Source organism: Muricoccus radiodurans, from assembly GCF_050154705.1.
In the GTDB taxonomy this organism is placed as follows: Bacteria; Pseudomonadota; Alphaproteobacteria; order Acetobacterales; family Acetobacteraceae; genus Roseomonas; species Roseomonas radiodurans.
The window spans coordinates 1,768,482-1,792,729 of record NZ_CP189561.1 but is presented as its reverse complement, the minus strand read 5'-3'; the positions used below and the strand labels follow the sequence as shown (position 1 = coordinate 1,792,729).

Below are 24,248 nucleotides of genomic sequence, written 5' to 3'. Positions count from 1 at the left end.
CCATGGACATCCGTCCCGCCGAGATCTCCGACATCCTGAAGCAGCAGATCGCTGGCTTCGACACCGAGGCGAACGTCGCCGAGGTGGGCACCGTGCTGACCGTGGGCGACGGCATCGCCCGCTGCTACGGCCTGCAGAACGTCATGGCCGGCGAGATGGTGGAGTTCCCCTCCGCCGGCGTGCGCGGCATGGCGCTGAACCTCGAATCCGACAACGTCGGCGTCGTGGTCTTCGGCGACGACACCCGCATCCGTGAGGGCGACACCGTCTCCCGCACCGGGACGATCGTGGACGTGCCGGTCGGCAAGGGCCTGCTCGGCCGCGTGGTGGACGGGCTGGGCAACCCGATCGACGGCAAGGGGCCGCTGGTCGACGTCAAGCGCACCACCGTCGAGGTGAAGGCGCCGGGCATCATCCCGCGCAAGTCCGTACACGAGCCGATGCAGACCGGCATCAAGGCGATCGACAGCCTGATCCCGATCGGCCGCGGCCAGCGGGAGCTGGTCATCGGCGACCGCCAGACCGGCAAGACCGCGGTGATCATCGACACGATCATCAACCAGAAGCCGATCAACGCCGGCACCGACGAGAAGAAGAAGCTCTACTGCATCTACGTCGCGATCGGGCAGAAGCGCTCCACCGTCGCGCAGCTCGTGCGGACGCTGGAGGAGCGCGGCGCGCTCGAGTACTCGATCGTCGTCGCCGCCACCGCCTCCGACCCGGCGCCGATGCAGTTCCTGGCGCCCTACACCGGCTGCGCCATGGGCGAGTTCTTCCGCGACAACGCCATGCACGCGGTCATCTTCTACGACGACCTTTCGAAGCAGGCCGTCGCCTACCGCCAGATGTCGCTGCTGCTGCGCCGTCCGCCGGGCCGTGAGGCCTATCCGGGCGACGTGTTCTACCTGCACTCCCGCCTGCTGGAGCGGGCGGCGAAGATGAACGACGACTTCGGCGCCGGTTCGCTGACCGCGCTCCCGGTCATCGAGACGCAGGCCGGCGACGTGTCCGCCTACATCCCGACGAACGTCATCTCCATCACCGACGGCCAGATCTTCCTCGAGACCGAGCTGTTCTTCCGCGGCATCCGCCCGGCGGTGAATGTCGGCCTGTCAGTGTCCCGCGTGGGCTCGGCGGCGCAGATCAAGGCGATGAAGCAGGTCGCCGGCAAGATCAAGCTCGAGCTGGCCCAGTACCGCGAGATGGCGGCCTTCGCGCAGTTCGCCTCGGACCTCGACGCCTCCACGCAGGCGCTGCTGGCCCGCGGTGCGCGACTGACGGAGCTGCTGAAGCAGCCGCAGTTCGAGCCGGTTCCGGTCGAGGAGCAGGTGCTGTCCCTCTTCGCGGGAACGCGCGGCTATCTCGACAAGATCCCGGTTGGCCGGGTGGGCGAGTTCGAGCGCCGGATGCTGTCCGAGATCAAGGCCGCGAAGCCGGAGATCGTGGACGCGATCCGGACCGAGGGCGCGATCAGCGGCGACACCGAGAAGAAGCTGATCGCCTTCCTCGACGGCTTCGCGAAGTCCTTCGGCTGACGCGGGGGCGGCGGAGAGCTCACCCATGCCCAGCCTGAAAGCGCTGCGCGGCCGGATCAACAGCGTGAAGTCCACGCGGAAGATCACCCAGGCCATGAAGATGGTGGCGGCGGCGAAGCTCCGCCGCGCCCAGGCCCAGGCCGAGGCCGCGCGGCCCTTCGCCGAGCGGATGGAGCGGATGCTCGCCTCGCTCGGCTCGGCGGTGGCCGGGTCGCCGGACGCGCCGCGGATGCTCGTGGGCACGGGCGCCGACCGCGTCCACCTTCTGGTGGTGGTCACCGCCGACCGCGGCCTGGCCGGGCCGTTCAACACGAACGTCGGCCGCTATGCCCGCGCCCGCGTCCGGCAGCTCGAGTCCGAGGGGAAGACGGTCAAGGTCCTGACCCTCGGCCGCAAGGGCGCCGCCTATCTCAAGCGCGAGCTCGCCAGCCGCATCGTCGGCGAGACGAGCTACGCCGGCGTGAAGCGGATCAGCTACGCCGAGGCGGACGAGGTCGCCAACCGCATCACCACGATGCTGGAGGCCGGCGAGTTCGACGTCTGCACCCTCATCTACAACCGCTTCCGCTCGGTGATCTCCCAGGTCGCGAGCGAGCAGCAGCTCATCCCCGCGCCGCTGCCGGCGAACGACACCACCGCTGCCGGCGCGACGGCGCTGTACGAGTACGAGCCGGACGAGGAGACCATCCTCGCGCAGCTCCTGCCGAAGAACCTCGCCATCCAGATCTATCGCGCGCTGCTGGAGAGCGCCGCCGGCGAGCACGGCGCGCGCATGACGGCGATGGACAACGCCACGCGCAACGCCGGCGAGATGATCAACAAGCTGACCCTGAACTACAACCGCACGCGACAGGCCAACATCACCAAGGAGCTGATCGAGATCATCTCCGGTGCCGAGGCGGTCTGAGGAGCAACCCATGAAGAACAACGTCGGCAAGGTCACCCAGGTCCTCGGCGCCGTCGTGGACGTGCAGTTCCCCTCCGAGCTGCCGAACATCCAGAACGCGCTGACCACGGACGTGAACGGCCGCACCCTGGTGCTGGAAGTGGCGCAGCACCTCGGCGAGCGCACCGTCCGCACCATCGCCATGGACACGACCGACGGCGTCGTGCGCGGCTCCGAGGTGGTGGACACCGGCAAGGGCATCGCCGTCCCGGTCGGCGAGGGCACGCTCGGCCGCATCGTGAACGTCATCGGCGAGCCGATCGACGAGCGCGGCCCGGTCCCGCACGACAAGACCTACACCATCCACCGCGCCGCCCCCGCCTTCGAGGACCAGGCGACCGCGACCGAGATTCTCGTCACGGGCATCAAGGTGGTGGACCTGCTCGCCCCCTACTCCAAGGGCGGCAAGATCGGCCTCTTCGGTGGCGCCGGCGTCGGCAAGACGGTGACGATTCAGGAGCTGATCAACAACATCGCCAAGGGCCACGGCGGCGTGTCCGTCTTCGCCGGCGTGGGCGAGCGGACCCGCGAGGGCAACGACCTCTATCACGAGATGATCGACGCCGGCGTCATCAAGCTCGGCGAGGGCACCACCGAGGGTTCCAAGGTGGCGCTGGTGTACGGCCAGATGAACGAGCCGCCGGGTGCCCGCGCCCGCGTGGCCCTCTCCGGCCTGTCCATGGCGGAGTACTTCCGTGATGAGCAGGGGCAGGACGTGCTCTTCTTCATCGACAACATCTTCCGCTTCACCCAGGCTGGCGCCGAGGTGTCCGCGCTGCTCGGCCGCATCCCCTCCGCGGTGGGCTACCAGCCGACGCTGTCCACCGACATGGGCGCGCTGCAGGAGCGGATCACCTCCACGAAGAAGGGCTCGATCACCTCGGTGCAGGCGATCTACGTGCCGGCCGACGACCTGACCGACCCGGCGCCCGCCACCTCCTTCGCCCACCTGGACGCCACGACGGTGCTGTCCCGCTCCATCGCGGAGCAGGCGATCTTCCCGGCGGTCGACCCGCTGGACTCCACCTCCCGCGCCCTCGACCCCCGCGTGGTGGGCGAGGAGCACTACCGCGTGGCCCGCGAGGTGCAGCGCGTCCTGCAGACCTACAAGTCGCTGCAGGACATCATCGCGATCCTGGGCATGGACGAGCTGTCCGAGGAGGACAAGCTGGTCGTCGCCCGCGCCCGCAAGATCCAGCGGTTCCTCTCCCAGCCCTTCCACGTGGCGGAGGTCTTCACCGGCACCCCGGGCGTGTTCGTGAAGCTGGAGGACACGATCCGCTCCTTCGCGGGCATCGTCGCCGGCGAGTACGACCACCTGCCGGAGGCCGCCTTCTACATGGTCGGCACCATCGAGGACGCGGTGAAGAAGGCCGAGACGCTGAAGGTCGCGGCCTAGTCTCATGGCCGACACCTTCGACCTCGAGCTGGTGAGCCCGGAGCGCCTGCTCCTCTCCCGCCCCGTGGAGATGGTCACCATCCCCGCGGCCGAGGGTGAGATGGGCGTCCTGCCCGGTCACGCGCCGATGATCGTCGCCCTGCGGGGCGGCGTCATCCGCGTGCGCGAGGGCGGGCGGGAGACCGAGAGCCTCTTCGTGATGGGCGGCTTCGCGGAGATCACCCCGGCCCGCGTGACGGTGCTGGCGGATGAGGCGACGCCCGTGGCCAGCCTGTCCCGCGCCATGGCCACCCAGCGGGTGACGGAGGCCGAGGCCGCCCTGGCGGGCGCCCCGCAGACTCCGGAGGCGCAGGATCAGGCGCAGGCCCGCCTGGCCGCCGCCCGTGCCATGGCGGACGCCGCCCAGGCGGCCTGACGACCGACCGGCCGGGCCGCCGCTGCGGCCCGCCGGCCACACCTCTGGGCGACCCGCACAGTTGGCGGTTGTAATGCGGGCCTGGCGACCGGACATGGACCTGTCACAGTCCTTGGGCGGCGCGTCCCGGACGGGCTAAGCTGCCCGCATCATCGTCTGGAATCGCATGAAGCATTGGACCCTCGACCAGATCGCCTGGGACCGGTTCGACCCGTCGAAGGTCGATCCGGAGATCGTGCCGCTGGTGAAGGCCGCCGCCCTCGTCGAGAAGAACGGGGTGGACTACGCGATCTACCTCAACAACGTCTTCGGGGACGATCCCGACTTCCGCCAGGCCGCCGACAACTGGGCGGTGGAGGAGGTCCAGCACGGCGACGCGCTGGGCAAGTGGGGCGAGCTGGCCGACCCCTCCTGGTCCTTCGACGACGCCTTCACCCGCTACCGCGCCGGCTACAAGATCGACGTGAAGGCGGACGCCTCCATCCGCGGATCGCGCACCGGGGAGCTGATCGCCCGCTGCATGGTGGAGACGGGCACGTCGTCCTACTACACGGCGCTGGGCGAGAGCACCGAGGAGCCGGTGCTGAAGCAGGTCTGCAAGCTCATCGCGGCCGATGAGTATCGCCACTTCAAGCTCTTCTACGACCACATGAAGCGCTATCTCGCGCGGGAGAAGCTCTCCTTCCCCAAGCGCCTGCGCGTGGCCGCCGGCCGGATCGGCGAGAGCGAGGACGACGAGCTCTCCTTCGCCTATCACTGCGGCAACGAGAGTGCCGACACCCCCTACAGCCACGAGCGCTGCGTGGCGGGTTACATGGGCCGCGCCATGGGCTTCTACCGCTTCCGCCACATCGAGCGCGGCATGGGCATGGTGTTCAAGTCCATCGGGCTGGAACCGCGCGGGCGGCTCTCGGACCTCGCGGCCAAGGGCGCCTGGCGGCTGCTCTGCTGGCGGCGCGACCGCTACCGGCAGGCCCTGGCGCGCGCGGCGAACGAGAACGCCCCCGCCACGCGCGCGGCGGCCTGACATGCGAGCGGCCCCGCCCCCCTCCGGCGGGCGCCGCCCGCTTCCCCGCCGGCCCCTTCTCGGGGTCGCGCTGGCCGGAGCCGCAGCCGCTTGCGCCCAGGCCCAGACCGCCGAGCCCCGTGGCAATCCCGCGCTCAACCCGCCGCCGGGCCTGTGGCAGATCGCGCGCGAACGGGGCCTCACCTTCGGGTCGGCCGTGCAGGCGAACCTGCTGAACAGCGATCCTTTCTACGCCGCCGCCTATGAGCGGGAGGCCGGGGTACTGGTCCCGGAATACGAGGCGAAGTTCGCCGCCCTTCAGCCCGAGGAGGGCAAGTTCGAGTTCGGCGGCTTCGAGGCGATCATCCGCTGGGGCCAGAACCGCGCCCGGACCACGCGTGGCCACGCGCTCGTCTGGCACAACGCGATGCCCGACTGGGCCCGCGCCGCCATCGGGGAGAGTGCACAGCGCGCCCGCGGCGTGATGGAGGCGCACATCACCCGCGTCCTCGGCCAGACCCGCAACACGATCCGCGACTGGGACGTGGTGAACGAGGCCGTGGCCAACCCGCCGGGCAGCGACGTGCCCCAGGCCACCGGGGAGATGCGGGATACGCCCTGGCTCCGTGCCCTCGGCCCCGGCTATGTCGAGACCGCCTTCCGCATCGCCCGGGAGCGCGACCCGACGCTGCGCCTGACCCTGAACGACTACGGGGTGGAGGAGGACACGCCGGCCGCGACGGAAAAGCGTCGGCGCCTGCTCGCCCTGGTCCGCGGCCTGATCCGGGCGCGGGTGCCGCTGGATGCCGTCGGCCTCCAGGCCCACCTTCAGATCGACAAGCCGTTCTCCGCGCCGGTCTTCGCGGAGTTCGTGCGCGCCCTGCGCGCGGAGGGGCTGGCCGTGCTCGTGACCGAGCTCGACCTGCGGGAGGGCTCCACCATCGCGGCGGAGTATCCCGAGCGCGACCGGCTGGTGGCGGAGCGCACCTATGCCTTCACCTCCACCGCCATCGAGGCGGGGGTGCGGACCTTCCTCACCTGGGGGCTGATCGACAAGTATTCCTGGACCGTGACGGATACGGGCGTCGCGCGGCAGGGCGGCACGCATCACCGCGGCGTCCCGCTGGACTGGGAGTACAACCGCAAGCAGATGTGGCGCGCCCTCGCCCGCGCCTTCCGCGGGGAGCGGCCGGACCCGGACGGCTGGTTCCGGTAAGCCCTCAGCCGGGCACGGCGTAGCGGGCGAAGTCCTGCGCCAGCCGCTGGTAGATCGGACGGCGGAAGGGCACGGCGAGGCCGGGCAGTTCGGCGAGCGGCGCCCAGCGCCAAGTGTCGAACTCCGGGTGCTCGTCGGCGTCCAGCCGGATCTCGGAGTCCTCGCCCAGGAAGCGCAGCGCGAACCACATTTGGGTCTGGCCCCTGAACTTGCCGCCGAGCGCCTTGCCGATCAGGTGGGCCGGCAGGTCGTAGTCGAGCCACTCCGCCATCCGCCCGAGGATGACGGCGTTGCGGGTGCCGATCTCCTCTGACAGCTCGCGCATCACGCCCTCCACGGGGTCCTCGCCGCGGTCGAGCCCGCCCTGGGGAAGCTGCCAGGCATGGGCGTCGCCCTCGCCCATCGGCGCGTTGGCCGAGATGTCGGCGCGCCGGGCGACCAGCACGAGGCCGTCCCGGTTGAAGAGGCAGGCGCCAACATTCGGGCGCAGCGGCAGGCGGTCGCCGGTCATCGTCTCACGGGTCATGGTGTCGCGGGCAGGGCTCTCACGGGGCGGGGCGCGGCAGGTCGTCGCCGCGGCGGGCCAGGGCGGTGACGGGGGCGAGGACGAGGCCGCGCTCCTCCAGCCCGGCGGCCCAGGCGGCGATGCGGTCCACCAGCACCGGCGCCGGATCGGCCGCCAGGCCGAGGGCCGATCCGCGGTCCCGCGCGATCCGCTCCAGCTCCGCGAGGCGGCGCTCGATCTCGCCGCGCGTGGCCGGCTCGTCCACCACGAGATCCACGGCGCGGCCGAAGGCGCGTGGCGGGGAGGGCGCGCCGGGGCGCGGGTCGAAATAGAGCAGGCCGCGATTGTACAAGCCGGTCTGCACGGCGCCGATGGACTCCGGCAGGGCGGCGAAACGCTCCCCGCGCATGGGGCCAAGCGCCCCGATCGCGCCGACCTGCCCCGAGATGCGCGAGAGCGTCCAGAGCAAGCGGTCCGCGTTCTCTCCGGGCGTCAGGCCGGTCAACAGGGCACGGTCGCCCGCGTCGGCGGTGCTGGGGTAGCCGGCGGGCTCCATCGGGATGGCCGAGAGCACCTCCATCCCCCGTGCGCGGGCGCGCTCCAGCAGCACCTCCGGCCGGGCAGCGTAGGGAGAGAAGGCGAGGGCCGTGGCGGGCGGCAGTCGGCGGATCGCCTCGTCGGAGAGGGCGGCGTTGAGGCCGAGATTGCCGATCACGAGGCCGATCCGGGGCCGGGTGTCGCTGCGGTCGAAGGGGCGGGCATAGGCGCGGGCGGGCGTGCGCCCCTCCGCCCCGGCGCGCGGCACCGGCCCGTGCGGGGAGGGTTCCTGCAACGTCGGATCGGGCGGCGGGATCGGGCGGTCCACCGTGGCCTGCGCACGCGGCGCGACGACGGGCAGGGGGGGCGGTTCCGGCGCGCTCGGCGGGGTGAGCGGCGCGACGGCGGCGGCGGTGGCCACCGGCCCGGACGGGTCAGGCGGAGGCAGCGCGGCGGCCGGCTCCGGCGGCGCCTCGGCCGCGGAGGGGGCGGGCGGTGCCGGCTCAGGCTGCGGCTCGGGAGCAGGTCCGGCGGTGGGTACCGCGGGTGCCGCCGCAACCGGAGCCGGTGGCTCCGCTCTCTCGGGCGGTGCCATCGGTGGGGCTGGCGGGAAGGAAGGCGCCTGGGCGGTGCGGGCTAGGCCGGGCGGAATCTGCTCCGGCGGGCCGAGGTGATTCAGCCAAGCCGCGCCAACCCCCAGCCCGGCCAGCACGAGGATCCAGAAAAGGCCGAGCGCCCGCACGTCCGACGCCCGGGTGCCGCGTCAGCGGCTGGCGCGGCGCAGCGGCTGGGCGGCCGCCAGGTTCCGCAGCAGGGTGGTCGCCTGCTGGAGCTGGTGGTCGGTCTCGGGCTTCGTCGGGTCGAAGGCCGGCGCGTCCTCGGCCGGCAGGCGCTGGACGCGCTCCTGAAGGCCGGCGGGCAGGTTCAGCGGCGGCAGCGGCGCGGGCGGGCGGGCCGCCTCACGGCCCTGCGTGTCGTTGCGCAGGGACCGGCCAAGATTGGCCTCGCGGTCGCGCTCCCGGTTCTGTTGGGCGTCCTGGCGCTGGGCGAGCACCTCGATGTCGGGCTCGATGCCCGTCGCCTGAATGGAGCGGCCGGAGGGCGTGTAGTAGCGGGCGGTGGTCAGCCGGATGGCGCCGTTCCCGGGCAGCGGCATGACCGTTTGCACGGAGCCCTTCCCGAAGGACCGCACACCCAGCACGATGGCGCGGCGGTGGTCCTGCAGGGCGCCCGCGACGATCTCGGAGGCCGAGGCGGAGCCGGCGTTGATCAGCACGACGATCGGGATGCCCGAGGCGATATCGCCGGCGCGGGCATTCCAGCGCTGCGCGTCCTCCGATCGGCGGGCGCGGGTGGAGACCACCTCGCCCTGCTCCAGGAAGTCGTCGGACACCTGGATCGCCTGCTCCAGCAGCCCGCCCGGGTTGTTCCGGAGGTCGAGCACGAGCCCCTTCAGCCCCTCCCGCGCCTGGGCACGGAGCTGGGTCAGGGCGCGGCGCAGGCCGACCTCGGTCTGCTCGTTGAAGGAGGTGAGGCGGATGTACCCGATGTCGCCCGCCTCCATGCGGGACCGGACGACCTGCGGGCGGATCGTCTCCCGCGTCAGCGTGATCTCGATTGGCTGGGCCGTGCCCTCGCGCCGGATGGTCAGGTTGATGCGGGTGCCGCGCTCGCCCCGCATCTGGTCCACCGCCTCCTGCAGCGTGAGGCCCTGGGTGGAGGTGTTGTTGATGTGGGTGATGAGGTCGCCCGGCTTCACCCCGGCCCGGGCGGCCGGCGTCTCGTCGATCGGGGAGATGACCTTCACGTAGCCGGCTTCCTGCGACACCTCGATGCCGAGGCCGCCGAACTCGCCGCGGGTCTGCACCTGCATGTCCCGGAAGGAGCGCAGGTTCATGTAGGAGGAGTGGGGGTCGAGCCCCTGGAGCATCCCGTTGATCGCGTTCTCGATCACGTCCCGGTCGTTGACCGGCTCCACGTACTCGGCGCGCACCCGCTCGAAGACGTCCCCGAAGAGGTTGAGCAGGCGGTAGGTCTCGGCGCGCGAGCCGTCCTGCGCCCAGGCCGCGACCATGGGGCCGATGACCACGCCGGCGGCGAAGGCCGCACCCACGCCCGCGAAACGCCGAACCTTGGACCGCATTCGCTCTCGGCTCCCCTTCGTCCCGGCCTGCCGGAACGCTGCCTCGTCTCGTCCCGGGTCTGCCGGGACCTCGTCTCGTCGTCCTGCCGGGCTCCTGCCCGGTGCCTTCGCGCCCGGTGGCCTCACCGGGACGAAGCTCTATCCTCGCGCGGTCCAGCCCCTCGGGTCCACCGCCTGACCGTTCCGCCGCAACTCCACGTAGAGCGTTGCGCGGCCCACGCCACCCCCGGACGCGTTACCGAGTGTACCGACCGCTTCCCCCGCCGCCAGCCGTTGTCCCACCTCCGCGTCGAGACGGTCCAGGCCGGACAGAACGAAATGATACCCGCCCCCGCAATCCAGGATCAACATCCGTCCGAAGGACCGGAACGGTCCGGAGAACACGACCCGTCCGCCGCAGGGGGAAACCACGCGGGCCCCGGGGGCGGCCGCCCAGCTCTGGCCGGTGGCGCCGTCCTGCCCGAAGTCGCGCTGGATGCGGCCGGCGACAGGGGCGCCCCGGGCGGGGGGCGGGCCGGCCGGCAGGGCGGCCTGGCTCGCGCGCTCCCGCGCCGCCTCCGCCCGGTCGCGCGCGGCCTCGGCCTCCCGGAGGGCCTCCTGCCGATCGCGCGCGGCGCGGTCGCGAGCATCGGCGGCGCGGGCCTCGCGTTCCCGGCTCTCGGCCTCCCGCTCCCGGGCCTGGGCGGCCGCCTCGCGCGCCTCGGCCTCCCGGATGCGGGCGGCTGTCTCGGCGCGCTCCCTGGCCTCGCGGGCCTCGGCCTCGCGCTCCAGACGCTCCACGGCGGCGCGCAGATCCCGGGCGCGGCCGGCGGCCCCGGCGGCGCGGCGGGCGGCCTCGGCCTCGGTGTCGCGGGCGGTCTCGCGGCGGGTGCGGGCCTCGGCCAGCGCCTCCTCCACCGCCTCCGCCGCCTCGCGTGCCGAGAGGCGAGCGGCGAGGAGGCGGTTCCGCTCCTCCTCCAGCGCGGCGGCGGCGCGCGTGGCATCTTCCCGGGCCTGGCGGTACTCGGCCGCCTCCGCCGCGAGGCGGCGGGCGAGGTGGCGGAGGATGAGGACGCCGCGCAGCGCGTCCTCCGGTGGGGCAGGGACCGCGAGAAGTGTCTCGGCGGGCCAGAGGCCCAGGCGGCGCATCGCCGGGATCATCGGGGCCAGCGCCTCGGCCCGGCGGGTGAGGTCGGCCTCCGCCGCGTCCCGCTGCGCCTCGGCAGCCGCCAGCCGCGCCTCGGCCTCGGCGAGGGCCGTCTCCGCCGCGACGGCACGGCGGCCCGCGGCGGCCCGGCGTTCGGCCAAGCCGCGCTCCGCCGCTTCCGCCGCGCGGACGGAGCGCCCGGCGGCGCGGGCCTCGTCGCGGGCCGCGCCGGCCTCGCGCTCCGCCTCCCGCAGGGAGGGGCGGTCGGGTGCGGGCTGGGCGAGCGCCGCCGGCGCCGCCAGCAGGAGGAGGAAAAGAAGGCGCAAGGCCCGGTCCCCGGGTTCGGGCGCGATCCTGCCGGATCGCCGGGCGTCGGTCATCCGGCGGTGTAGAGGACCTTCCCCGTTATCGCGGCGGGCTGCGCGAGGCCGAGCAGGGCCAGGAGCGTGGGCGCGAGGTCCGCGAGGCGCCCGTCCTCCATCCTCGCCCTGACTGGCCCGCCGAGCATCACCACCGGCACGGGGTTCAGCGTGTGGGAGGTGTGCGGCCCGCCGGTCACGGGGTCGCGCATCATCTCCGCGTTCCCGTGGTCCGCGGTGACGAGCAGCGCGCCGCCCGTGTCGCGGATGGCCGCGACGATGCGGCCGAGCCCGGCATCTGCCGCCTCGCAGGCCTTGATCGCCGCGGGCAGGCTGCCGGTGTGCCCGACCATGTCGGCATTGGCGAAGTTGAGGATGATCAGGTCGTGCTGCCCGGCGCGGATCGCGGCCTCCGCCTTGGCCGCCAGTTCGGGTTCCGACATCTCGGGCTGCAGGTCGTAGGTCGCGACCTTGGGGGAGGGGACCATGACCCGGTCCTCGCCCGGGGAGGGCGCCTCCTCCCCGCCGTTCAGGAAGTAGGTGACGTGCGGATACTTCTCCGTCTCCGCCATGCGGAGCTGGGTGAGGCCAGCGGCCGAGACCGTGGGGCCGAGCAGATCGGCCATGGATTGCGGCGGGAAGGCCGTCGCGAGGTGCGCGTTCAGAGCCTCTGAGTACTCCGTCATGCCCACGGCGGCGCAGAAGGACGGCGTGCGCGGGCGCGGGAAGCCGGTGAAGAGCGGGTCCAGCAGCGCGGCCAGGATCTGGCGCACCCGGTCCGCGCGGAAGTTGAAGCAGAGGACGGCGTCGCCGTCCTTCATCCCGGCATAGCCCGGCAGGACGGTGGCAGGGACGAACTCGTCGGTCTTGCCGGCCGCGTGGGTGGCGGCGATGGCCGCGGCCGCGCTCTCCGCCCGCGCGCCCTCCGCCATCACCATCGCGCCCCAGGCCTGGGAGACGCGCTCCCAGCGGTTGTCGCGGTCCATGGCGAAGTAGCGGCCCGTGACGGTCGCGAGGCGCGCGCCCGGCGGCAGCGACGCCTCGAAGGCCGGGACCGTCTCGGCGGAGGCGTGGGGCGCGGTGTCGCGGCCGTCCGTCCAGGCGTGGATCGCGACGGGGATGCCCTTCATCGCGAAGATGCGGGCGAGCGCCAGCGCGTGATCCTGGTGCGCGTGCACGCCGCCCGGCGAGAGAAGGCCCATCAGGTGCAGCGTGCCGCCGGTGGCGTGCAGGCGATGTCCCATCGCCACCACCGGCGGCAGCCCCTCCAGCGTGCCGTCCCGGACGGCGGCGTCGATGCGGGGCAGGTCCTGCATGACGATGCGGCCGGCGCCGATGTTCAGGTGCCCGACCTCCGAATTGCCCATCTGTCCCTCGGGCAGGCCGACATCGGGGCCGCAGGTGCGGAGGAAGGCGTGCGGGCAGGTGGCCCAGAGGTCGTCGAAGGTCGGGGTATTCGCCAGCGCCACGGCGTTGTCCGCCGTCTCCTCCCTCCAGCCCCAGCCATCCAGGATGACGAGCATGACGGGCTTCGGACGGGGCATTCGATCGGTCTCTCCGCGGCGGCGGCCGCGGCGGAGATAGACCGGGGTGCGGGGCTTGGCCAGACAGGCATGGCGAGACGGGCCTGGCCAGACAGGCATGGCGAGACGGGCCTGGCCAGACGGGCATGGCCGGACGGGTGGTGGCCGGCTGCTTGACCGGGCGCGGCCCCTGGCCACGAATGCGCGCGGTTCAAGGGCCGTCCGATGCAGCTCGTCTCGATTCAGTATCTGCGCGCGGCCGCGGCCCTGATGGTCGTGCTGTACCACATGAACGCGCCGCTCAGCCGACTATCCATGCAGGTGTCGGGAACGGAGTGGCTCGCTTCCGGCGTGGATGTGTTCTTCGTCATCAGCGGCCTGATCATGTGGGTGACCACGGCGGGAACGCCCCAGGGCCCGGGCGACTTCCTGCTGCGCCGACTGGTGCGGATCGTCCCGCTCTACTGGCTGCTGACGACGCTCATGGTGTTCGCCGTTCTGGTCGTCCCCAACCTCGTGCGCAGCGGCCGCTTCGACCTCTCGCACATCGTCACGTCCTACCTCTTCGTGCCGCACCCGCATCCCGTGCTCGGGGATGCCTTCCCGATCCTCATCCCGGGCTGGACCCTGAACAACGAGATGGCCTTCTACGTCCTGTTCGGCCTCGCCCTGCTGCTGCCGAAAGCGGCGCGGTTCTGGGCGATGGGGGCAGCGCTGCTCGCGCTGGTCGTCGCCGCCCGCCTCGTCCCCTCGGCGGGCGTGCTGCTGCATTTCTACGGCAACACCATGGTCGTGGAGTTCTGGTTCGGCATGGCGCTCGGGCTCGCCTGGCGGGCCGGATGGCTGCCAGGGCCGGGCGTGGGGCTCGCTTTTCTCCTGGGCGGCTTCGCCCTGCTGCCCGGCGGCTGGATGCTGGGGGAAAGCCTGCCGCGCGGCCTGGTGCTGGGCGTGCCCTCGGCGCTCATCGTGCTCGGCGCGCTCGCGCTGGAGCGGACGGGGCGGGTGCCGGTGCTACGTGCCCCGCTGCTCGTCGGCGATGCGTCCTACGCGCTCTACCTCGTCCACACGATCGTGCTGGCGGCCCTCGGAGCAGCGTGGCGATGGGCGCCGGGACCGCTCCCGTCCTCCATCCCTGCCTTTATCGTCGCGGGGACCGTGCTGTGCCTCGCGGCGGCGATCGCGCTCCACCTGCTGGTGGACAAGCCGCTCGGCCGGGCGCTCGCGTCGCGCCTGCCCAGGCGTCCCGGCCTTCGCCCGGTGGGGGCACCATTGCCCGCCCCTGCCTGGGCGGCGGGTCAGGCGCGGGCGGAATAGGCCCGGAAGACCTCCAGCTCCGTCGCGCAGGTGGCGTCCGAGAAGCCGGCGGCGGACAGGGCGCCGAGGATCGTCTCGGCCGGGACGCAGGCCGCGATCGTCTCCCAGTAGTAGGCCATGAGCTCGCCGGAGCGGTGGCGGGGGGCGGCGATCCAGCAGGCGGCGGGGATCACGCCGCCCATGTAGGCCCGGACGATCCCGCGGGCGAGGCGGCTCTCGGGCCGCCCGATCTCCAGGATCAGCAGCGTCCCGCCCGGGCGGAGCACGCGACGATATTCCGCGAAGGCGGCGTGCAGGTCCGCCACGTGGCGCAGCGCGTAGCCCATGGAGAGGAAGTCGACGCTCGCATCCGCCAGCGGGATCGCCTCCGCCTTGCCGCGCAGCAGGGTCACCCCGGGAAGGTTCTTCCGCGCCTCCGCCAGCATCCCCTCGCTCGGGTCGAGGCCGGTGACGAGCGCGGCGTCGCCCGCCAGCCGCACCGCTTCCCGCGCGACGAGGCCGGTGCCGGTGGCGACATCCAGCACCCGCATGCCCGGCCGCAGCCCCGCCGTCGCCAGGGCGCGGCGCCGGTATCCCGGCCCCGTGCCGAGGGAGAAGATCCGGTCGATCCGGTCGTAATGCGGGGCGGTCTGGTCGAAGAGGGCGCGGACGAAGCCCTCCCGACGCTCGGCCGTGGCATAGCGGTGGGTCAGGACCGGGTGCGGCGCGGCGTCCGGGACGGTCGAGGCGTCGGGCAAGCGGGTCGCTCCGGGCGATGCCGGCGGAGGCATCGCAAGCACGACCGGCGGATGCAAGGGGCGACTCAACGGGGCAGGGGGGAGACCCCGAAGATCACGGGGTGGAGGTGGAGCATCGCGGCCCAGGCCAGCAACCCCACGGCGGCGGGCGCGATCAGCTCCCGCGCCACGAGCCGGTTCCGGCCCGCTGCGACCGCCGCGAAGGGGGTGACCGAGGTGCGTGCCGCGAAGCCCGCCCAGGCCGCCGGGTCCCGCGCCGCCACCTTCGCGTCCAGAGAGGGCATGCCGACCAGCGCGGTCACGAGGAAGGCGCCGAAGAAGACCGCCGCGGCGCTGTCGCCGTTGCCGACGACGTGGACCGCGGCCCAGATCGCGAAGGACCAGAGCATCGGATGGCGGGTGATGCGGATCATCCCGCGCGGTTCCGCCGAGAGCGCCCGGTCCTGCCCCACCGAGGTGGCGTTGCGCGTCATCAGGCTGCCGGCGAAGAGGATGAAGGCGGCGAGCATCAGCGCCAACAGAGGCCAGCCCAGCGCGCGGGGCGGTACCCAGAGTGGGGTGGTCGACGCCGCGCGCCAGGCGAGGACGAGCAAGGTGATGGCCACCGCGGAGGCGAGGGAGAAGGCACCGCGGAAACCGCCCTCTCCGAGCCGGGCCACGAGGGCGGCGCGGGCGGCCGTGCCGGCGATGCCGACATGGAGCCCGACCCAGAGAAGCGCGGCGAGGATCAGCAGGAGCATGGCCGAGGGTGACCTCCGTCCGGACCGGCCGCAACTGGCTTGTCAGCGACGGCGAAAGAGGCGTCCGTCGATCAGCGCCATGGCCAGCGCGATCGCGGCCATCCCCGCGAGATGCCGGGGCAGCAGCGCCTCCCCCAGCACGGTGGCGCCGAGGATCACCGCCGTGACCGGCATCAGCAGGGTCACGAGTAGCACGTTCGTCGCGCCAGCCTCCTCCAGGATGCGGAAGAACAGCGTGTAGGCGAGGGCCGTGCTGAGGAGGCCGATCGCCAGCAGGGCGCCGAGAACGGGTGCCGGCGGAAAGGGCAGGGACCAGGGCTGGTCGATAGCGAGCACCAGGGGAAGCAGCAGGAGGGTCGAGGCGGTCGTCTGCCCGGCCGCGGCCGAGAGGGGCGGGACGCCGAGCTGTCGGAAGCGGCGCCCCCAGACCCCGGACAGGGCATAGGAAAGGCAGGCGCCGAGGCCGGCGAGGATGCCGAGTCCTTCCACCCCGGCGGACAGCGCGCCCGGCCCCGCCAGGACGGCGACGCCCGCGAAGCCCGCCAGCACGCCGGTCGCCTTCAGCGGCGTGATCTTCTCGTCCGGCGTCAGGGCATGGGCAACGAGCACGGCGAAGATCGGCGTGGCCGCGTTCACGATGGCGGCGAGGCCGCTCGGGATCATCGTCTGCGCGACCGCGATGAGGGCGAAGGGAATGACGTTGTTCAGCAGCGCCATGCCGACCCAGGCCACCACCACCGGTCGCGTCGCCGGCGCGAGCGGACCGGCCGCCCAGGCGACGAGCCAGAGCGCCGGCATCGCCAGCGCCACCCGCGCCAGCACGACGGTCAGGGGCGGCAAGGCGGTCAGCGCCACCGCCACGAAGAGGAAGCTCCCGCCCCAGAGGACGGAGAGCAGGAGGAGAAGGCCCCAGGTCCCGGGCGTCATGCGCGCTTGCATCGGGCGGAGCCTGGCAGCGGAGGGTGCGGTCTCGCCCTCCGCCCGTTGCGGTCAGCCGCGCGGCTGTTCCACCAGCACGCCGAGCGCGCGGAGCTGCTCCACCTCCGACGCCGAGTAGCCGGCATTCGAGAGGACCTCCGCGCCGTGCTGGTTGAAGCGCGGCGGGGCGGCGCGTGCACCGCCGGGGGTGCGGGACATCTTGATGGGCGTGTTGAGGGCGCGGAACTCGCCGATCTCCGCGACCATGTTGCGGGCGGCCGTGTGGGGCGCCGCGACCGCCTCATCCACGTAGAGAACCGGGCCGGCGGGAAGGCCCGCCTTCAGCATCCGGTCACAGAGGGCGTGCCCGTCCTCGGTCGCGAGCCGCGCCTCCAGGATCGTGTCGAGGTCGGCGCGGTTGACCACGCGGTCGCCGTTGCTGGAGAAGCGGGGATCCTTCGCGATCCCCTCCAGCCCGAGGAACTCGCAGAACTTCCGCCAGGCCGGCTCATTGCCGCATGCGACGAAGATCTCGCAGGTCTTCGTGCGGAACTTCGAATAAGGGGAGATGTTCGGGTGCGGGTTGCCCGTCGCGGCGGGGCGCTTGCCGTTCAGGAAGTGGTTCGCGGCCTGCGGGTGCAGCAGCGCCATGCCGCAGTCGTGCAGCGTCATGTCCAGGTACTGGCCGCGGCCGCTGCGCGTGCGCTCCTGCAGGGCCATCAGGATTCCGATGCAGGAGTAGAGCCCGGTCGCGAGGTCCACGACCGGCGTGCCCATGCGCAGCGGGCCCGATCCCGGCTCCCCGTTGATGGACATGAGGCCGACCATCGCCTGCACGATCGCGTCGTAGCCGGGCAGGCCGCCCAGCGGCCCCTCCGCGCCGAAGCCGGAGACGCGACAGTGGACGAGTCCGGGGAAGCGCTGCGAGAGGACGTCGTAGCCGATGCCCCACTTCTCCATGCTGCCGGGCTTGTAGTTCTCGATCAGCACGTCGGCGCCGTCGAGCAGGCGCAGCAGGACGTCGCGGCCCTCCTTCTTCGAGAGGTCGAGGGCGATGGACTTCTTGTTGCGGTTCACGCCGAGGAAGTAGCTAGCGGTGCCGTCCAGGAAGGGCGGGCCCCAGGCGCGGACCTCGTCGCCCTGGGGCGGCTCGATCTTGATCACCTCCGCCCCGTGGTCGGACAGGATCATCGTGCAGTAGGGGCCGCCGAGGACGCGGGTCAGGTCGATCACCTTCAGCCCCGCCAGGGCGCCGGCGGTGACGGTCTGGCCAGCGGCCTGCGGGAGAGCGTCGGTCATGGGTCTTCCTCCGTCCCTGCCTTCTGCCCTCGCGCGGCCCCGGCGGGCAAGCCGTCCCGTCCCGGCTGCGAACCGGCTTCGGGTTCGGCGGGTTCCTTCCGGCGCCGTGCCCGGCCTAGATGGCGTTGCCGACGTCCTACACCTCAGAAAGGCACCTCGTGAGCATCGAGACCCTCTCCACGCGCATCGCCTATGAGAATCCCTGGACCCGCGTGCGGGAGGACATCATCCGGCGCGCGGATGGCTCCGAAGGCCTGTACGGCGTCGTGGAACGCTCGGACTTCGTGGTGGTCGTGCCCTTCCAGGACGGCCGGATCACGCTGGTCGAGCAGTTCCGCTACCCCGTGAGGCGCCGGATGTGGGAGTTCGTCATGGGGATGTGGGAATCCCGCCCCGGCACCGATCCCGCGGAGCTCGCGGCGGGCGAGCTGCGCGAGGAAACCGGCCTGATCGCCGGCCGCATGACCTATGCCGGCGAGATGTTCCAGGGCGCCGGCTACTGCAACCAGCGCGGCCACGTCTTCCTGGCCACCGAGCTCACCCGCGGCGAGGCGGCGCGGGAGAGCACGGAGCAGGACCTCGTGGCGCGCGACTTCACCCTGGCGGAGGTGGAGGCGATGCTGCGGGACGGGGGCATCGTGGATGCGATGAGCCTCGCGGCCTTCGCGCTGCTCCGGCTGAAGGGGCTGGTCTGAGGGGAGCGCGCCGCGCCCGCGGGCAGGCCGCCCCGCCCGTTCGGGCGACGGCCGGCGCCCGCGCGGCTCAGGCCGCCATGCGCCGCCCGAAGACGCGGGCGCAGAACTCGGGATAGGTCTCGAGCATCTCGTCGCAGACCGGGCCGCGCAGAAGGTCGAGTTCCTCCGTCGTCGGGTCGGGGGTGACCGGCACCTCCTCGGTGGCGTCGAAGTCGAAGCCGGTCGCCTCGCGGATGGTCGCGACGCTCTCGCCGGGATGCACGCTCTCCAGCGAGAAGCGGGCGCGGTCCGGGTGGAAGCGGAAGACGCAGCGTCCCGTCACCAGCGCCTGGGCCGTGCCGCGCCGGAACACGTCGGGCGGGGAGACGCCGGGGGCGGAGACGATGTCCACGCGCGGCACGAGAACGCGGGGGGAGTGCTCCTCCCGGAACAGGATCGTGCGCGGGGTCATGAAGTACATGAAAGCGGAGCCGAAGGAGCCGGGGAAGCGCACCCCCGCCCCCGGCCATTCCCCCGTGCCGATGAGGTTGATGTTCGCCTCCCCGTCGATCTGCCCGCCGCCGAGGAAGAAGAGGTCGATCCGCCCCTGTCCCGTCAGGTCGAAGAGCTCGCGCGACCCCTCGGTGAAGGGGTTGCCGGAGCGCTTGTGCAGCAGGGACAGGCGGACGGGATGGCCGGACTTCGCGACGAGCCAGCAGGCGGCCGCCGGAATGGGGGAGGCGGCGCCGACCGCGATGTGGCGCGCGGGCGGGGCGGCCGGGTCCAGGATCAGCCGGGCGAGGACCGCGGCGAGCCGTTCCTCGGGCTGGACGCCGCTCATTCCGCCGCGATCCGCGCCGGCGCGTTGAAGACGTTCGCGTCGAGCCAGGCGCGGAAGCCCTCCTCCGTCTTCGCGGCGCGGGCATAGGCGGAGACATAGGACGCGTCGAAGCCGTACTCGTCGAGCAGCGCCACGGGCTGCGCGCCGCGCTCCGCGACGGCGAAGGAGTCGACATAGGTGGCGGAGATGGTGCCGGGCGCCAGGCGCTCATCCTCCAGCAGATTGCCGGGGACGACCCGCTCCACGGTCACGAGCAGGCGGCGGGAGGCGTGGGCGAGCGTCGCGCATTCGCGCCGGCGGCCGACCCAGACATTGCCGTGGGCGTCGGCCATGACGGCGTGGATGGCCGCGACATCCGGGTGCAACGCGGGCACCAGCAGGATGCGGTCCGGCGCGTCCGAGAACGGGTTCTGCACCACGCGCCAATCCCGGCGGTTCGCCAGGATGTCGCTGCCGATCACGCCGCGCAGCGGCATGAAGGGAACGCCCTTCTCCGCGGCCTGCAGCATCGTGTGGATGGCGGGGCAGGTGGCGTCCCGCACCGTGATTGTCCCGGCCTTCACGGCGGCGGAGAAGCGCGGGGCGAAGCCGGCCTCCCCGAGGGAAACGGCGCTCGTCTCCACCTCCGCCACGCAGCCCGCGCCGATCAGGAGGTCGGTGGCGAAACCGGAGACCGGCACGCCCAACAGCCGCAGCCCTCGCGCGCCCCGGCGCACCAGCGCCTTCGCCAGCGCCACGGAGGGAAGCGAGTTGTCGGGCGGCAGGGCCAGCAGCGCCCCGTCCGGCACCGATGCGGCCATCGCCTCCAGGGTTGTGGGTGACATGGCATCCTCCCGCGGCAGCGGTGGCAGAATAGACCGTGAGGGCCGCGGACGGAATTCCGGGCCGTCTCCCTCAGAAGTGGCCTTGCCCGGACGGCGCGCATGGATAGCGTGTCATCTCCAACACGACGGAGGAAGGGCAATGCGCGGGTTCATGGGGGCGGCGGTCCTGGCGGGCTGCCTGGCGGCGGGCGGGGCGATGGCGGCCGGTGGCACCACGGCCTGGGAGACCACCGCGAATCAGGATGCCTGCGTCGAGAATGGCAGCCGGGCCGTGGCCACGGTCGGGTTCCAGGTGACCGTCTCGAACGACCGGCAGACGGTGTTCGGCTGGCGGGGCGATGACCTGCTCGCCATCCGCTGCATCGGCGACCGGAACCTGGCCGTGTTCTTCCTCTACACCGCCGGGAACAACAACAGCGGCGACGCGACCATGTCTTCGGCCCGGGCCGCCTTCCGGCAGAGCCCTGGCATGGGCGGGGGCGGCATCATGCCGGGCCGCAAGGGCTGATCCGGACGCCCCCGAAGGCATGACGGATCCGGCGGGGCGGATCGCCGGCGCCGGGATGGGGGAGGCGCGGTTCGGCGCGCTCTGGCCCGGCGCGGCGGAGTCCCTGGCGGCGGTCGGGGTCGAGGAGGAGACGGACCTCATCGGCCTCGATGCTGCGGACCTCCTGCGTCGCCTTGCCGGGGCCGACGGGAGACCGATGCCGCCGGAGGCGGAAGCCCGGCTGGCCGCGCTGATCGCGCGCGTCGGGGCGAAGGTTCCCGGTCCCGTCCGGATCGATGGCCCACGGGTCCGGCTTCGTCCCTGGCGGAGCGCGGACGTGCGGGCGATCGGGGAGGGGATCAACGGCGATCCCGTCGCCATGCGCCACTTCGTCGCCCCCCTGACCGGCGCGGAGAACGAGGCCTGGTGCCTGCGGATGCGCCGCGGGATCGAGGAGCGCGGCTGGGGCTTCTGGGTGGTGGAGGTGCCTGGGGTCGCGGAGGCGGCGGGGGTTGTGGGCCTGCTGCCGATCTCCTTCGAGAGCTGGTTCACCCCGGCCGTCGAGATCGGCTGGCGCATCCGCAACGACCTGCAACGCCGGGGCTACGCCGGGGAGGCGGCCCGGCTCGCACTCGACCACGGCTTCGGGCTCCTGGGGCTGGAGCGGGTGGTCGCCTTCACCGCGCCGGAGAACACTGCCTCCTGGACGCTGATGGAGCGCTTGGGGATGCGGCGGGTCGGCGATTTCGAGCATCCCCGCGTCCCGGAGGGGCATCGGCTCCGGACGCAGCTCCTCTACGAGGTGCGGCGGGGGGAATGGCTCAGCCGAAAGGGCTGACGCCGAAGCCGGCGAGGGAGCCCCATGCATTGGCCGCGAGGTGCCCGCGCGCGGGGTAGCGGAAATCCGCCACGCCGGGGGTCACGCCGGTGGCGAGCCCGGTGGTCAGCCAGGGAATGCTGGAAGCGGAAACCCATCCGTCCCGGCGCCGGTGTCGGGCCAGGGTGCTGGCGAAGCGGGCGGCGAGCGCTTCCTGTCCCGTCCGCCGGAGCAGCAGGATGGCCTGGGCCGTGCCCTCCAGCCACACGCCGTCGCGGTCGTCGTTGAAGTCCAACCCCTCCAGTTCGGTGGCGCGCGCGCCGGCCGGCAGGCCGTGGCGGGAAAGGACCCATTCGAGGGCCGGTTCCAGCCCTGTGCCCGGCCAGGCGAGGAGAGGCCAGAGATTCGCATCCAGCGCGCTGGTGCCGTTCACCCCGCCTTCCGGCAGCAGCCCGGCCGCGAGGCGTCGCTCGTCGGGCAGCCAGGCGGCGCGGACGGCGGCGGCGGCGTGGGCTGACGCGGCCTCGCGGCCGAGCCGGGCGAAGGCGATAGCGAGGTCCAGGTTCTGCTCGGTCGAGACCCAGGGCAGAGCGGCGGGGGAGGGCTCGTGGCCGATCGTGCCGCCGCGGAAGCCGGCCGGTCCCCGCAGGGTTTCCAGCCAATCCGCCGCGGCTTCCGCCGCGGCGCGCAGCGGAAGGGTATCGAGGGCGGTCCAGAGAAGGATGCAGAAGGCGACCGGCCCGGCGGCGGAGCCGGCCTGGTAGCCATCCTCCAGCCAGCGGCCCGCAGCGGCGTCCCACCAGCCGGGGGGGCGGGCGCTGCGGGGCGCCTCCGGGAAGACCGGGCCGGCGGGGTAGGCATTCCGCAGCCGCCCGTCGGTCCAGTGCCGGTCCTGCTCCTGGCAGAGGCGCAGCGCCTCCGCGATCCGGAGGGCGGCCGCCCGCTCGCCTCCCGCCAGCAGGGCGAGGCCGGCGACGGCGTTATCGTAGGTGTAGGCGACCTCGGCGTGGGTGCGGTCGAAGGCTTCCGATCCGTCTGTGACGAAGGACTTCACCAGCACCGGGCCGGCGCCGGCCCTCGCCACGGCGGCGGCGATCGGCGCCAGCATCGTCCGGCCGAAGGCGGGCCAGTCGGTGGCGGGCTGGGCAAGGGCCGGGCCGGCGAGGATCGGGGTGGCGAGAAGGGCACGGCGCGGCAGGACGGTCATGCACCAGGGCTAGGGATGATGCGACGGAGCGGCAAGGCGCCTGCGGTTAACAGGGCCCCCGCGCGCCGCTACATGCAGGGGACAGGAGATTGATGATGCCCTCGCCCAGCCAGCAGGAGTTCCGCGACGCGATGGCGCGGCTGGGGGCGGCCGTGACGGTGGTGACGACGGACGGTCCCGCCGGGCGGTCCGGCTTCACCGCCAGCGCCGTGTGCAGCGTGACGGACAGCCCGCCGACGCTGCTTGTCTGCATGAACCGCGGGAGCCGGCAGAACCCGATCGTGAAGGCGAACGGGGTGCTCTGCGTCAACGTGCTCGCGGCCGACCAGGAGGCGCTCTCGAACCTCTTCGCCGGGAGGACGGGTGCGGATCTCGCCGATCGCTTCGCCACGGCGGACTGGCACACGCTGGCAACGGGCGCGCCCGCCTTGTCCGGGGCGGTCGCCGCGATGGATTGCGTCGTGGAGGAGGTACTGGAGAAGGGGACGCACAGTGTTCTCTTCGCCCGCGTGTCCGCCATTCGACTGGGCGAGCCGCGGAGCGCCCTGATCTGGTTCTCCCGGGAATATCATCCCGTCGGGTTGCCGGACTAACGCGCCGAGCTCGGCGTTCCGCGGCAGCACTTCCGCGGGGTCCGGGGGGCCCGTTGGCCCCCCGGCGGGGGTGCGGGGGCGGAGCCCCCGCTGAGATCAGGCGATCCGCTGCCGCTGCACCATTGCGTAGGCGTCCCGCGTGCCGATCCGCGCACCGATGATCGTGGCGATCGCGCCGAGCAGCAGGCCCGCGAAGACCCAGAAGGCTGCGGCAGAGGCGGCCTTGGCGGCTGCGTCGGCGGCCTCCCGTGCGCGGCGCTCGGCTTCCTGGGCCACGCGCTGGGCGTCGGCCTCGTAGGCGCGGATCCGCTGGTCGGCCTCCTGCTCGGGAATGCCCGCCTCGGCGGCGACGAGCTGGTTCGCGCGCCGGCGGTCATTGTCGTTGAAGTTGCCGTCCACCGCCCGCTTGGTCAGGAGCGAGGTCAGTTCGGCGCTGCGCTGCTCCGTCGTCATGCGCGCGGGGTCGGTCGGGCCGGACAGGGCCATGCGGGCGCGCTGCACCATCTCATCCGGGTCCACCTGCGGCAGGGCGGAGGAGACCGCCTGCCCGGCGCCCTGCGCCGCGCCACCGATCGCCGAGCCCGCGCCCTGCACGAGGGTCCCGGCGGCACTGGCCAGGCCCGAGGCCGCGCCGTGCAGCAGCACGGCGGTGACAAGGTAGGCCGCCGCCCACACGGCCAGGCCGTGCAGCGTCGCGTCCTTCCCGTCTGCCGTGCCGGAGAGCCGCGCCGCGACGTAGCCGCCGACGGCGAGGCCGATCAGGTTGGAGACGAGGAACCAGATCGCGCCGCCGATGCCGAGGCTGCTGGCGGAGGGCGTGTCCCGCGCGACCGCGTCCACGGTGGAGAAACCGATGGCGGCGCCGAGGATGTTCAGCGTGGTGCCGACCGCGATGGCGACGAGGGCGCCCGCGAGGATCGCACCCCAGGAGACGCGATGGCGCAGGGTGGGCGCGCCTTCCGGCACGGCGACGGCGAGCGTGTTGGCGCTGGTGCTCTGGCTTTGTGACATGGCTGGCGAGTTCCTTCATGGCCGTGAGGCCCGCCGCTGCAACGTCACGATGTCCGTGCGGTTTGACGATACGGAG

Annotated in this window: 24 protein-coding genes; 11 read left to right on the top strand and 13 right to left on the bottom strand. The window is 72.8% G+C overall.

Going from position 1 to position 24,248, the window contains the following annotated elements:
• Positions 1-2: 2 nt before the first annotated feature.
• The 6 genes from atpA to ACP6CK_RS08885 all read left to right on the top strand — a co-directional run bounded on the left by atpA (position 3) and on the right by ACP6CK_RS08885 (position 6,517).
• Positions 3-1,535 carry a F0F1 ATP synthase subunit alpha gene (atpA, locus tag ACP6CK_RS08910; protein ID WP_426958530.1) on the top strand — a complete coding sequence of 511 codons (1,533 nt, stop codon included), beginning with the start codon at positions 3-5 and terminating at the stop codon, positions 1,533-1,535.
• Positions 1,536-1,560: 25 nt separating this feature from the next.
• Complete coding sequence (locus ACP6CK_RS08905; RefSeq protein ID WP_426958529.1) at positions 1,561-2,442, top strand: F0F1 ATP synthase subunit gamma; 882 nt, start codon at positions 1,561-1,563, stop codon at positions 2,440-2,442.
• Between the two features lie 10 nt (positions 2,443-2,452).
• On the top strand, positions 2,453-3,880 hold the full coding sequence (gene atpD / locus ACP6CK_RS08900; protein WP_426958528.1) for a F0F1 ATP synthase subunit beta: 1,428 nt from the start codon (positions 2,453-2,455) through the stop codon (positions 3,878-3,880).
• Positions 3,881-3,884: 4 nt separating this feature from the next.
• Entirely contained in the window at positions 3,885-4,295 is a 411-nt protein-coding gene (locus tag ACP6CK_RS08895) for a F0F1 ATP synthase subunit epsilon (protein ID WP_426958527.1), read from the top strand.
• 166 nt (positions 4,296-4,461) lie between these two features.
• Complete coding sequence (locus tag ACP6CK_RS08890) at positions 4,462-5,322, top strand: ferritin-like domain-containing protein (RefSeq protein ID WP_426958526.1); 861 nt, start codon at positions 4,462-4,464, stop codon at positions 5,320-5,322.
• A 1-nt stretch (position 5,323) separates the two neighbouring features.
• The gene (locus ACP6CK_RS08885; RefSeq protein ID WP_426958525.1) at positions 5,324-6,517 is read left to right on the top strand and encodes an endo-1,4-beta-xylanase; all 1,194 of its coding nucleotides are present in this window, start codon (positions 5,324-5,326) and stop codon (positions 6,515-6,517) included.
• 4 nt (positions 6,518-6,521) lie between these two features.
• Here the strand turns inward: ACP6CK_RS08885 and ACP6CK_RS08880 are convergent, their stop codons facing one another.
• From ACP6CK_RS08880 to gpmI, 5 genes are all read right to left on the bottom strand, one after another.
• A complete protein-coding gene (locus tag ACP6CK_RS08880) occupies positions 6,522-7,028 on the bottom strand; it encodes an RNA pyrophosphohydrolase (protein ID WP_426958524.1) in 507 nt (168 codons plus the stop codon).
• Between the two features lie 34 nt (positions 7,029-7,062).
• Positions 7,063-7,980, bottom strand: coding sequence for a divergent polysaccharide deacetylase family protein (locus ACP6CK_RS08875; RefSeq protein ID WP_426958523.1), 918 nt, complete (start codon positions 7,978-7,980; stop codon positions 7,063-7,065).
• A gap of 342 nt (positions 7,981-8,322) precedes the next feature.
• The gene (locus ACP6CK_RS08870) at positions 8,323-9,702 is read right to left on the bottom strand and encodes a S41 family peptidase (protein WP_426958522.1); all 1,380 of its coding nucleotides are present in this window, start codon (positions 9,700-9,702) and stop codon (positions 8,323-8,325) included.
• A 138-nt stretch (positions 9,703-9,840) separates the two neighbouring features.
• Positions 9,841-11,154: a murein hydrolase activator EnvC family protein gene (locus tag ACP6CK_RS08865; protein ID WP_426958521.1), complete on the bottom strand. Its 1,314-nt coding sequence runs from the start codon at positions 11,152-11,154 to the stop codon at positions 9,841-9,843.
• A 50-nt stretch (positions 11,155-11,204) separates the two neighbouring features.
• The gene (gpmI, locus tag ACP6CK_RS08860; protein ID WP_426958520.1) at positions 11,205-12,731 is read right to left on the bottom strand and encodes a 2,3-bisphosphoglycerate-independent phosphoglycerate mutase; all 1,527 of its coding nucleotides are present in this window, start codon (positions 12,729-12,731) and stop codon (positions 11,205-11,207) included.
• A gap of 204 nt (positions 12,732-12,935) precedes the next feature.
• On the opposite strand from gpmI, the gene ACP6CK_RS08855 reads away from it, so the two are divergent.
• Positions 12,936-14,024 carry an acyltransferase family protein gene (locus tag ACP6CK_RS08855; protein ID WP_426958519.1) on the top strand — a complete coding sequence of 363 codons (1,089 nt, stop codon included), beginning with the start codon at positions 12,936-12,938 and terminating at the stop codon, positions 14,022-14,024.
• Here ACP6CK_RS08855 and ACP6CK_RS08850 read toward each other — a convergent pair.
• The 4 genes from ACP6CK_RS08850 to ACP6CK_RS08835 form a co-directional block, all read right to left on the bottom strand.
• Positions 14,006-14,761 carry a class I SAM-dependent methyltransferase gene (locus ACP6CK_RS08850; protein ID WP_426958518.1) on the bottom strand — a complete coding sequence of 252 codons (756 nt, stop codon included), beginning with the start codon at positions 14,759-14,761 and terminating at the stop codon, positions 14,006-14,008. The genes ACP6CK_RS08855 and ACP6CK_RS08850 overlap by 19 nt on opposite strands.
• Positions 14,762-14,826: 65 nt before the next feature.
• Positions 14,827-15,501, bottom strand: coding sequence for an NnrU family protein (locus ACP6CK_RS08845; RefSeq protein ID WP_426958517.1), 675 nt, complete (start codon positions 15,499-15,501; stop codon positions 14,827-14,829).
• 42 nt (positions 15,502-15,543) lie between these two features.
• A complete protein-coding gene (locus ACP6CK_RS08840; RefSeq protein WP_426958516.1) occupies positions 15,544-16,428 on the bottom strand; it encodes a DMT family transporter in 885 nt (294 codons plus the stop codon).
• A 63-nt stretch (positions 16,429-16,491) separates the two neighbouring features.
• Complete coding sequence (locus tag ACP6CK_RS08835; protein WP_426958515.1) at positions 16,492-17,718, bottom strand: CaiB/BaiF CoA transferase family protein; 1,227 nt, start codon at positions 17,716-17,718, stop codon at positions 16,492-16,494.
• 119 nt (positions 17,719-17,837) lie between these two features.
• Here ACP6CK_RS08835 and ACP6CK_RS08830 point away from each other — a divergent pair, with 119 nt between their 5' ends.
• Entirely contained in the window at positions 17,838-18,413 is a 576-nt protein-coding gene (locus tag ACP6CK_RS08830; protein WP_426958514.1) for an NUDIX domain-containing protein, read from the top strand.
• 67 nt (positions 18,414-18,480) lie between these two features.
• Here ACP6CK_RS08830 and ACP6CK_RS08825 read toward each other — a convergent pair whose 3' ends face one another.
• Complete coding sequence (locus tag ACP6CK_RS08825) at positions 18,481-19,233, bottom strand: CoA-transferase (RefSeq protein WP_426958513.1); 753 nt, start codon at positions 19,231-19,233, stop codon at positions 18,481-18,483.
• The gene (locus ACP6CK_RS08820; RefSeq protein ID WP_426958512.1) at positions 19,230-20,057 is read right to left on the bottom strand and encodes a CoA transferase subunit A; all 828 of its coding nucleotides are present in this window, start codon (positions 20,055-20,057) and stop codon (positions 19,230-19,232) included. Before ACP6CK_RS08820 ends, ACP6CK_RS08825 begins: the two co-directional genes overlap by 4 nt.
• Before the next feature lie 139 nt (positions 20,058-20,196).
• On the opposite strand from ACP6CK_RS08820, the gene ACP6CK_RS08815 reads away from it, so the two are divergent.
• Positions 20,197-20,565, top strand: coding sequence for a hypothetical protein (locus tag ACP6CK_RS08815; protein WP_426958511.1), 369 nt, complete (start codon positions 20,197-20,199; stop codon positions 20,563-20,565).
• Between the two features lie 19 nt (positions 20,566-20,584).
• Positions 20,585-21,382, top strand: coding sequence for a GNAT family N-acetyltransferase (locus ACP6CK_RS08810; RefSeq protein WP_426958510.1), 798 nt, complete (start codon positions 20,585-20,587; stop codon positions 21,380-21,382).
• Here the strand turns inward: ACP6CK_RS08810 and ACP6CK_RS08805 are convergent.
• Positions 21,366-22,568, bottom strand: a complete 1,203-nt coding sequence (locus ACP6CK_RS08805) for a hypothetical protein (RefSeq protein ID WP_426958509.1) — start codon at positions 22,566-22,568, stop codon at positions 21,366-21,368. The genes ACP6CK_RS08810 and ACP6CK_RS08805 overlap by 17 nt on opposite strands.
• A 95-nt stretch (positions 22,569-22,663) precedes the next feature.
• Between ACP6CK_RS08805 and ACP6CK_RS08800 the strand changes: the two genes are divergently transcribed.
• Positions 22,664-23,161, top strand: a complete 498-nt coding sequence (locus tag ACP6CK_RS08800; RefSeq protein ID WP_426959894.1) for a flavin reductase — start codon at positions 22,664-22,666, stop codon at positions 23,159-23,161.
• Between the two features lie 96 nt (positions 23,162-23,257).
• Here the strand turns inward: ACP6CK_RS08800 and ACP6CK_RS08795 are convergent, their stop codons facing one another.
• The gene (locus tag ACP6CK_RS08795; protein ID WP_426958508.1) at positions 23,258-24,172 is read right to left on the bottom strand and encodes a hypothetical protein; all 915 of its coding nucleotides are present in this window, start codon (positions 24,170-24,172) and stop codon (positions 23,258-23,260) included.
• Between the last annotated feature and the right edge of the window lie 76 nt (positions 24,173-24,248).

Bases quoted from the DNA above. Each gene is read 5' to 3' on its own strand.
- ACP6CK_RS08820 (WP_426958512.1), bottom strand. From the start codon at position 20,057: ATGTCACCCACAACCCTGGAGGCGATGGCCGCATCGGTGCCGGACGGG.
- ACP6CK_RS08825 (WP_426958513.1), bottom strand. From the start codon at position 19,233: ATGAGCGGCGTCCAGCCCGAGGAACGGCTCGCCGCGGTCCTCGCCCGG.
- ACP6CK_RS08885 (WP_426958525.1), top strand. From the start codon at position 5,324: ATGCGAGCGGCCCCGCCCCCCTCCGGCGGGCGCCGCCCGCTTCCCCGC.
- ACP6CK_RS08880 (WP_426958524.1), bottom strand. From the start codon at position 7,028: ATGACCGGCGACCGCCTGCCGCTGCGCCCGAATGTTGGCGCCTGCCTC.
- ACP6CK_RS08845 (WP_426958517.1), bottom strand. From the start codon at position 15,501: ATGCTCCTGCTGATCCTCGCCGCGCTTCTCTGGGTCGGGCTCCATGTC.
- gpmI (WP_426958520.1), bottom strand. From the start codon at position 12,731: ATGCCCCGTCCGAAGCCCGTCATGCTCGTCATCCTGGATGGCTGGGGC.
- ACP6CK_RS08835 (WP_426958515.1), bottom strand. From the start codon at position 17,718: ATGACCGACGCTCTCCCGCAGGCCGCTGGCCAGACCGTCACCGCCGGC.
- ACP6CK_RS08895 (WP_426958527.1), top strand. From the start codon at position 3,885: ATGGCCGACACCTTCGACCTCGAGCTGGTGAGCCCGGAGCGCCTGCTC.
- ACP6CK_RS08795 (WP_426958508.1), bottom strand. From the start codon at position 24,172: ATGTCACAAAGCCAGAGCACCAGCGCCAACACGCTCGCCGTCGCCGTG.
- ACP6CK_RS08805 (WP_426958509.1), bottom strand. From the start codon at position 22,568: ATGACCGTCCTGCCGCGCCGTGCCCTTCTCGCCACCCCGATCCTCGCC.
- ACP6CK_RS08815 (WP_426958511.1), top strand. From the start codon at position 20,197: ATGCGCGGGTTCATGGGGGCGGCGGTCCTGGCGGGCTGCCTGGCGGCG.
- ACP6CK_RS08870 (WP_426958522.1), bottom strand. From the start codon at position 9,702: ATGCGGTCCAAGGTTCGGCGTTTCGCGGGCGTGGGTGCGGCCTTCGCC.
- atpA (WP_426958530.1), top strand. From the start codon at position 3: ATGGACATCCGTCCCGCCGAGATCTCCGACATCCTGAAGCAGCAGATC.
- ACP6CK_RS08810 (WP_426958510.1), top strand. From the start codon at position 20,585: ATGACGGATCCGGCGGGGCGGATCGCCGGCGCCGGGATGGGGGAGGCG.
- ACP6CK_RS08890 (WP_426958526.1), top strand. From the start codon at position 4,462: ATGAAGCATTGGACCCTCGACCAGATCGCCTGGGACCGGTTCGACCCG.
- ACP6CK_RS08800 (WP_426959894.1), top strand. From the start codon at position 22,664: ATGCCCTCGCCCAGCCAGCAGGAGTTCCGCGACGCGATGGCGCGGCTG.
- ACP6CK_RS08840 (WP_426958516.1), bottom strand. From the start codon at position 16,428: ATGACGCCCGGGACCTGGGGCCTTCTCCTCCTGCTCTCCGTCCTCTGG.
- ACP6CK_RS08905 (WP_426958529.1), top strand. From the start codon at position 1,561: ATGCCCAGCCTGAAAGCGCTGCGCGGCCGGATCAACAGCGTGAAGTCC.
- ACP6CK_RS08830 (WP_426958514.1), top strand. From the start codon at position 17,838: ATGGCGTTGCCGACGTCCTACACCTCAGAAAGGCACCTCGTGAGCATC.
- atpD (WP_426958528.1), top strand. From the start codon at position 2,453: ATGAAGAACAACGTCGGCAAGGTCACCCAGGTCCTCGGCGCCGTCGTG.
- ACP6CK_RS08855 (WP_426958519.1), top strand. From the start codon at position 12,936: ATGCAGCTCGTCTCGATTCAGTATCTGCGCGCGGCCGCGGCCCTGATG.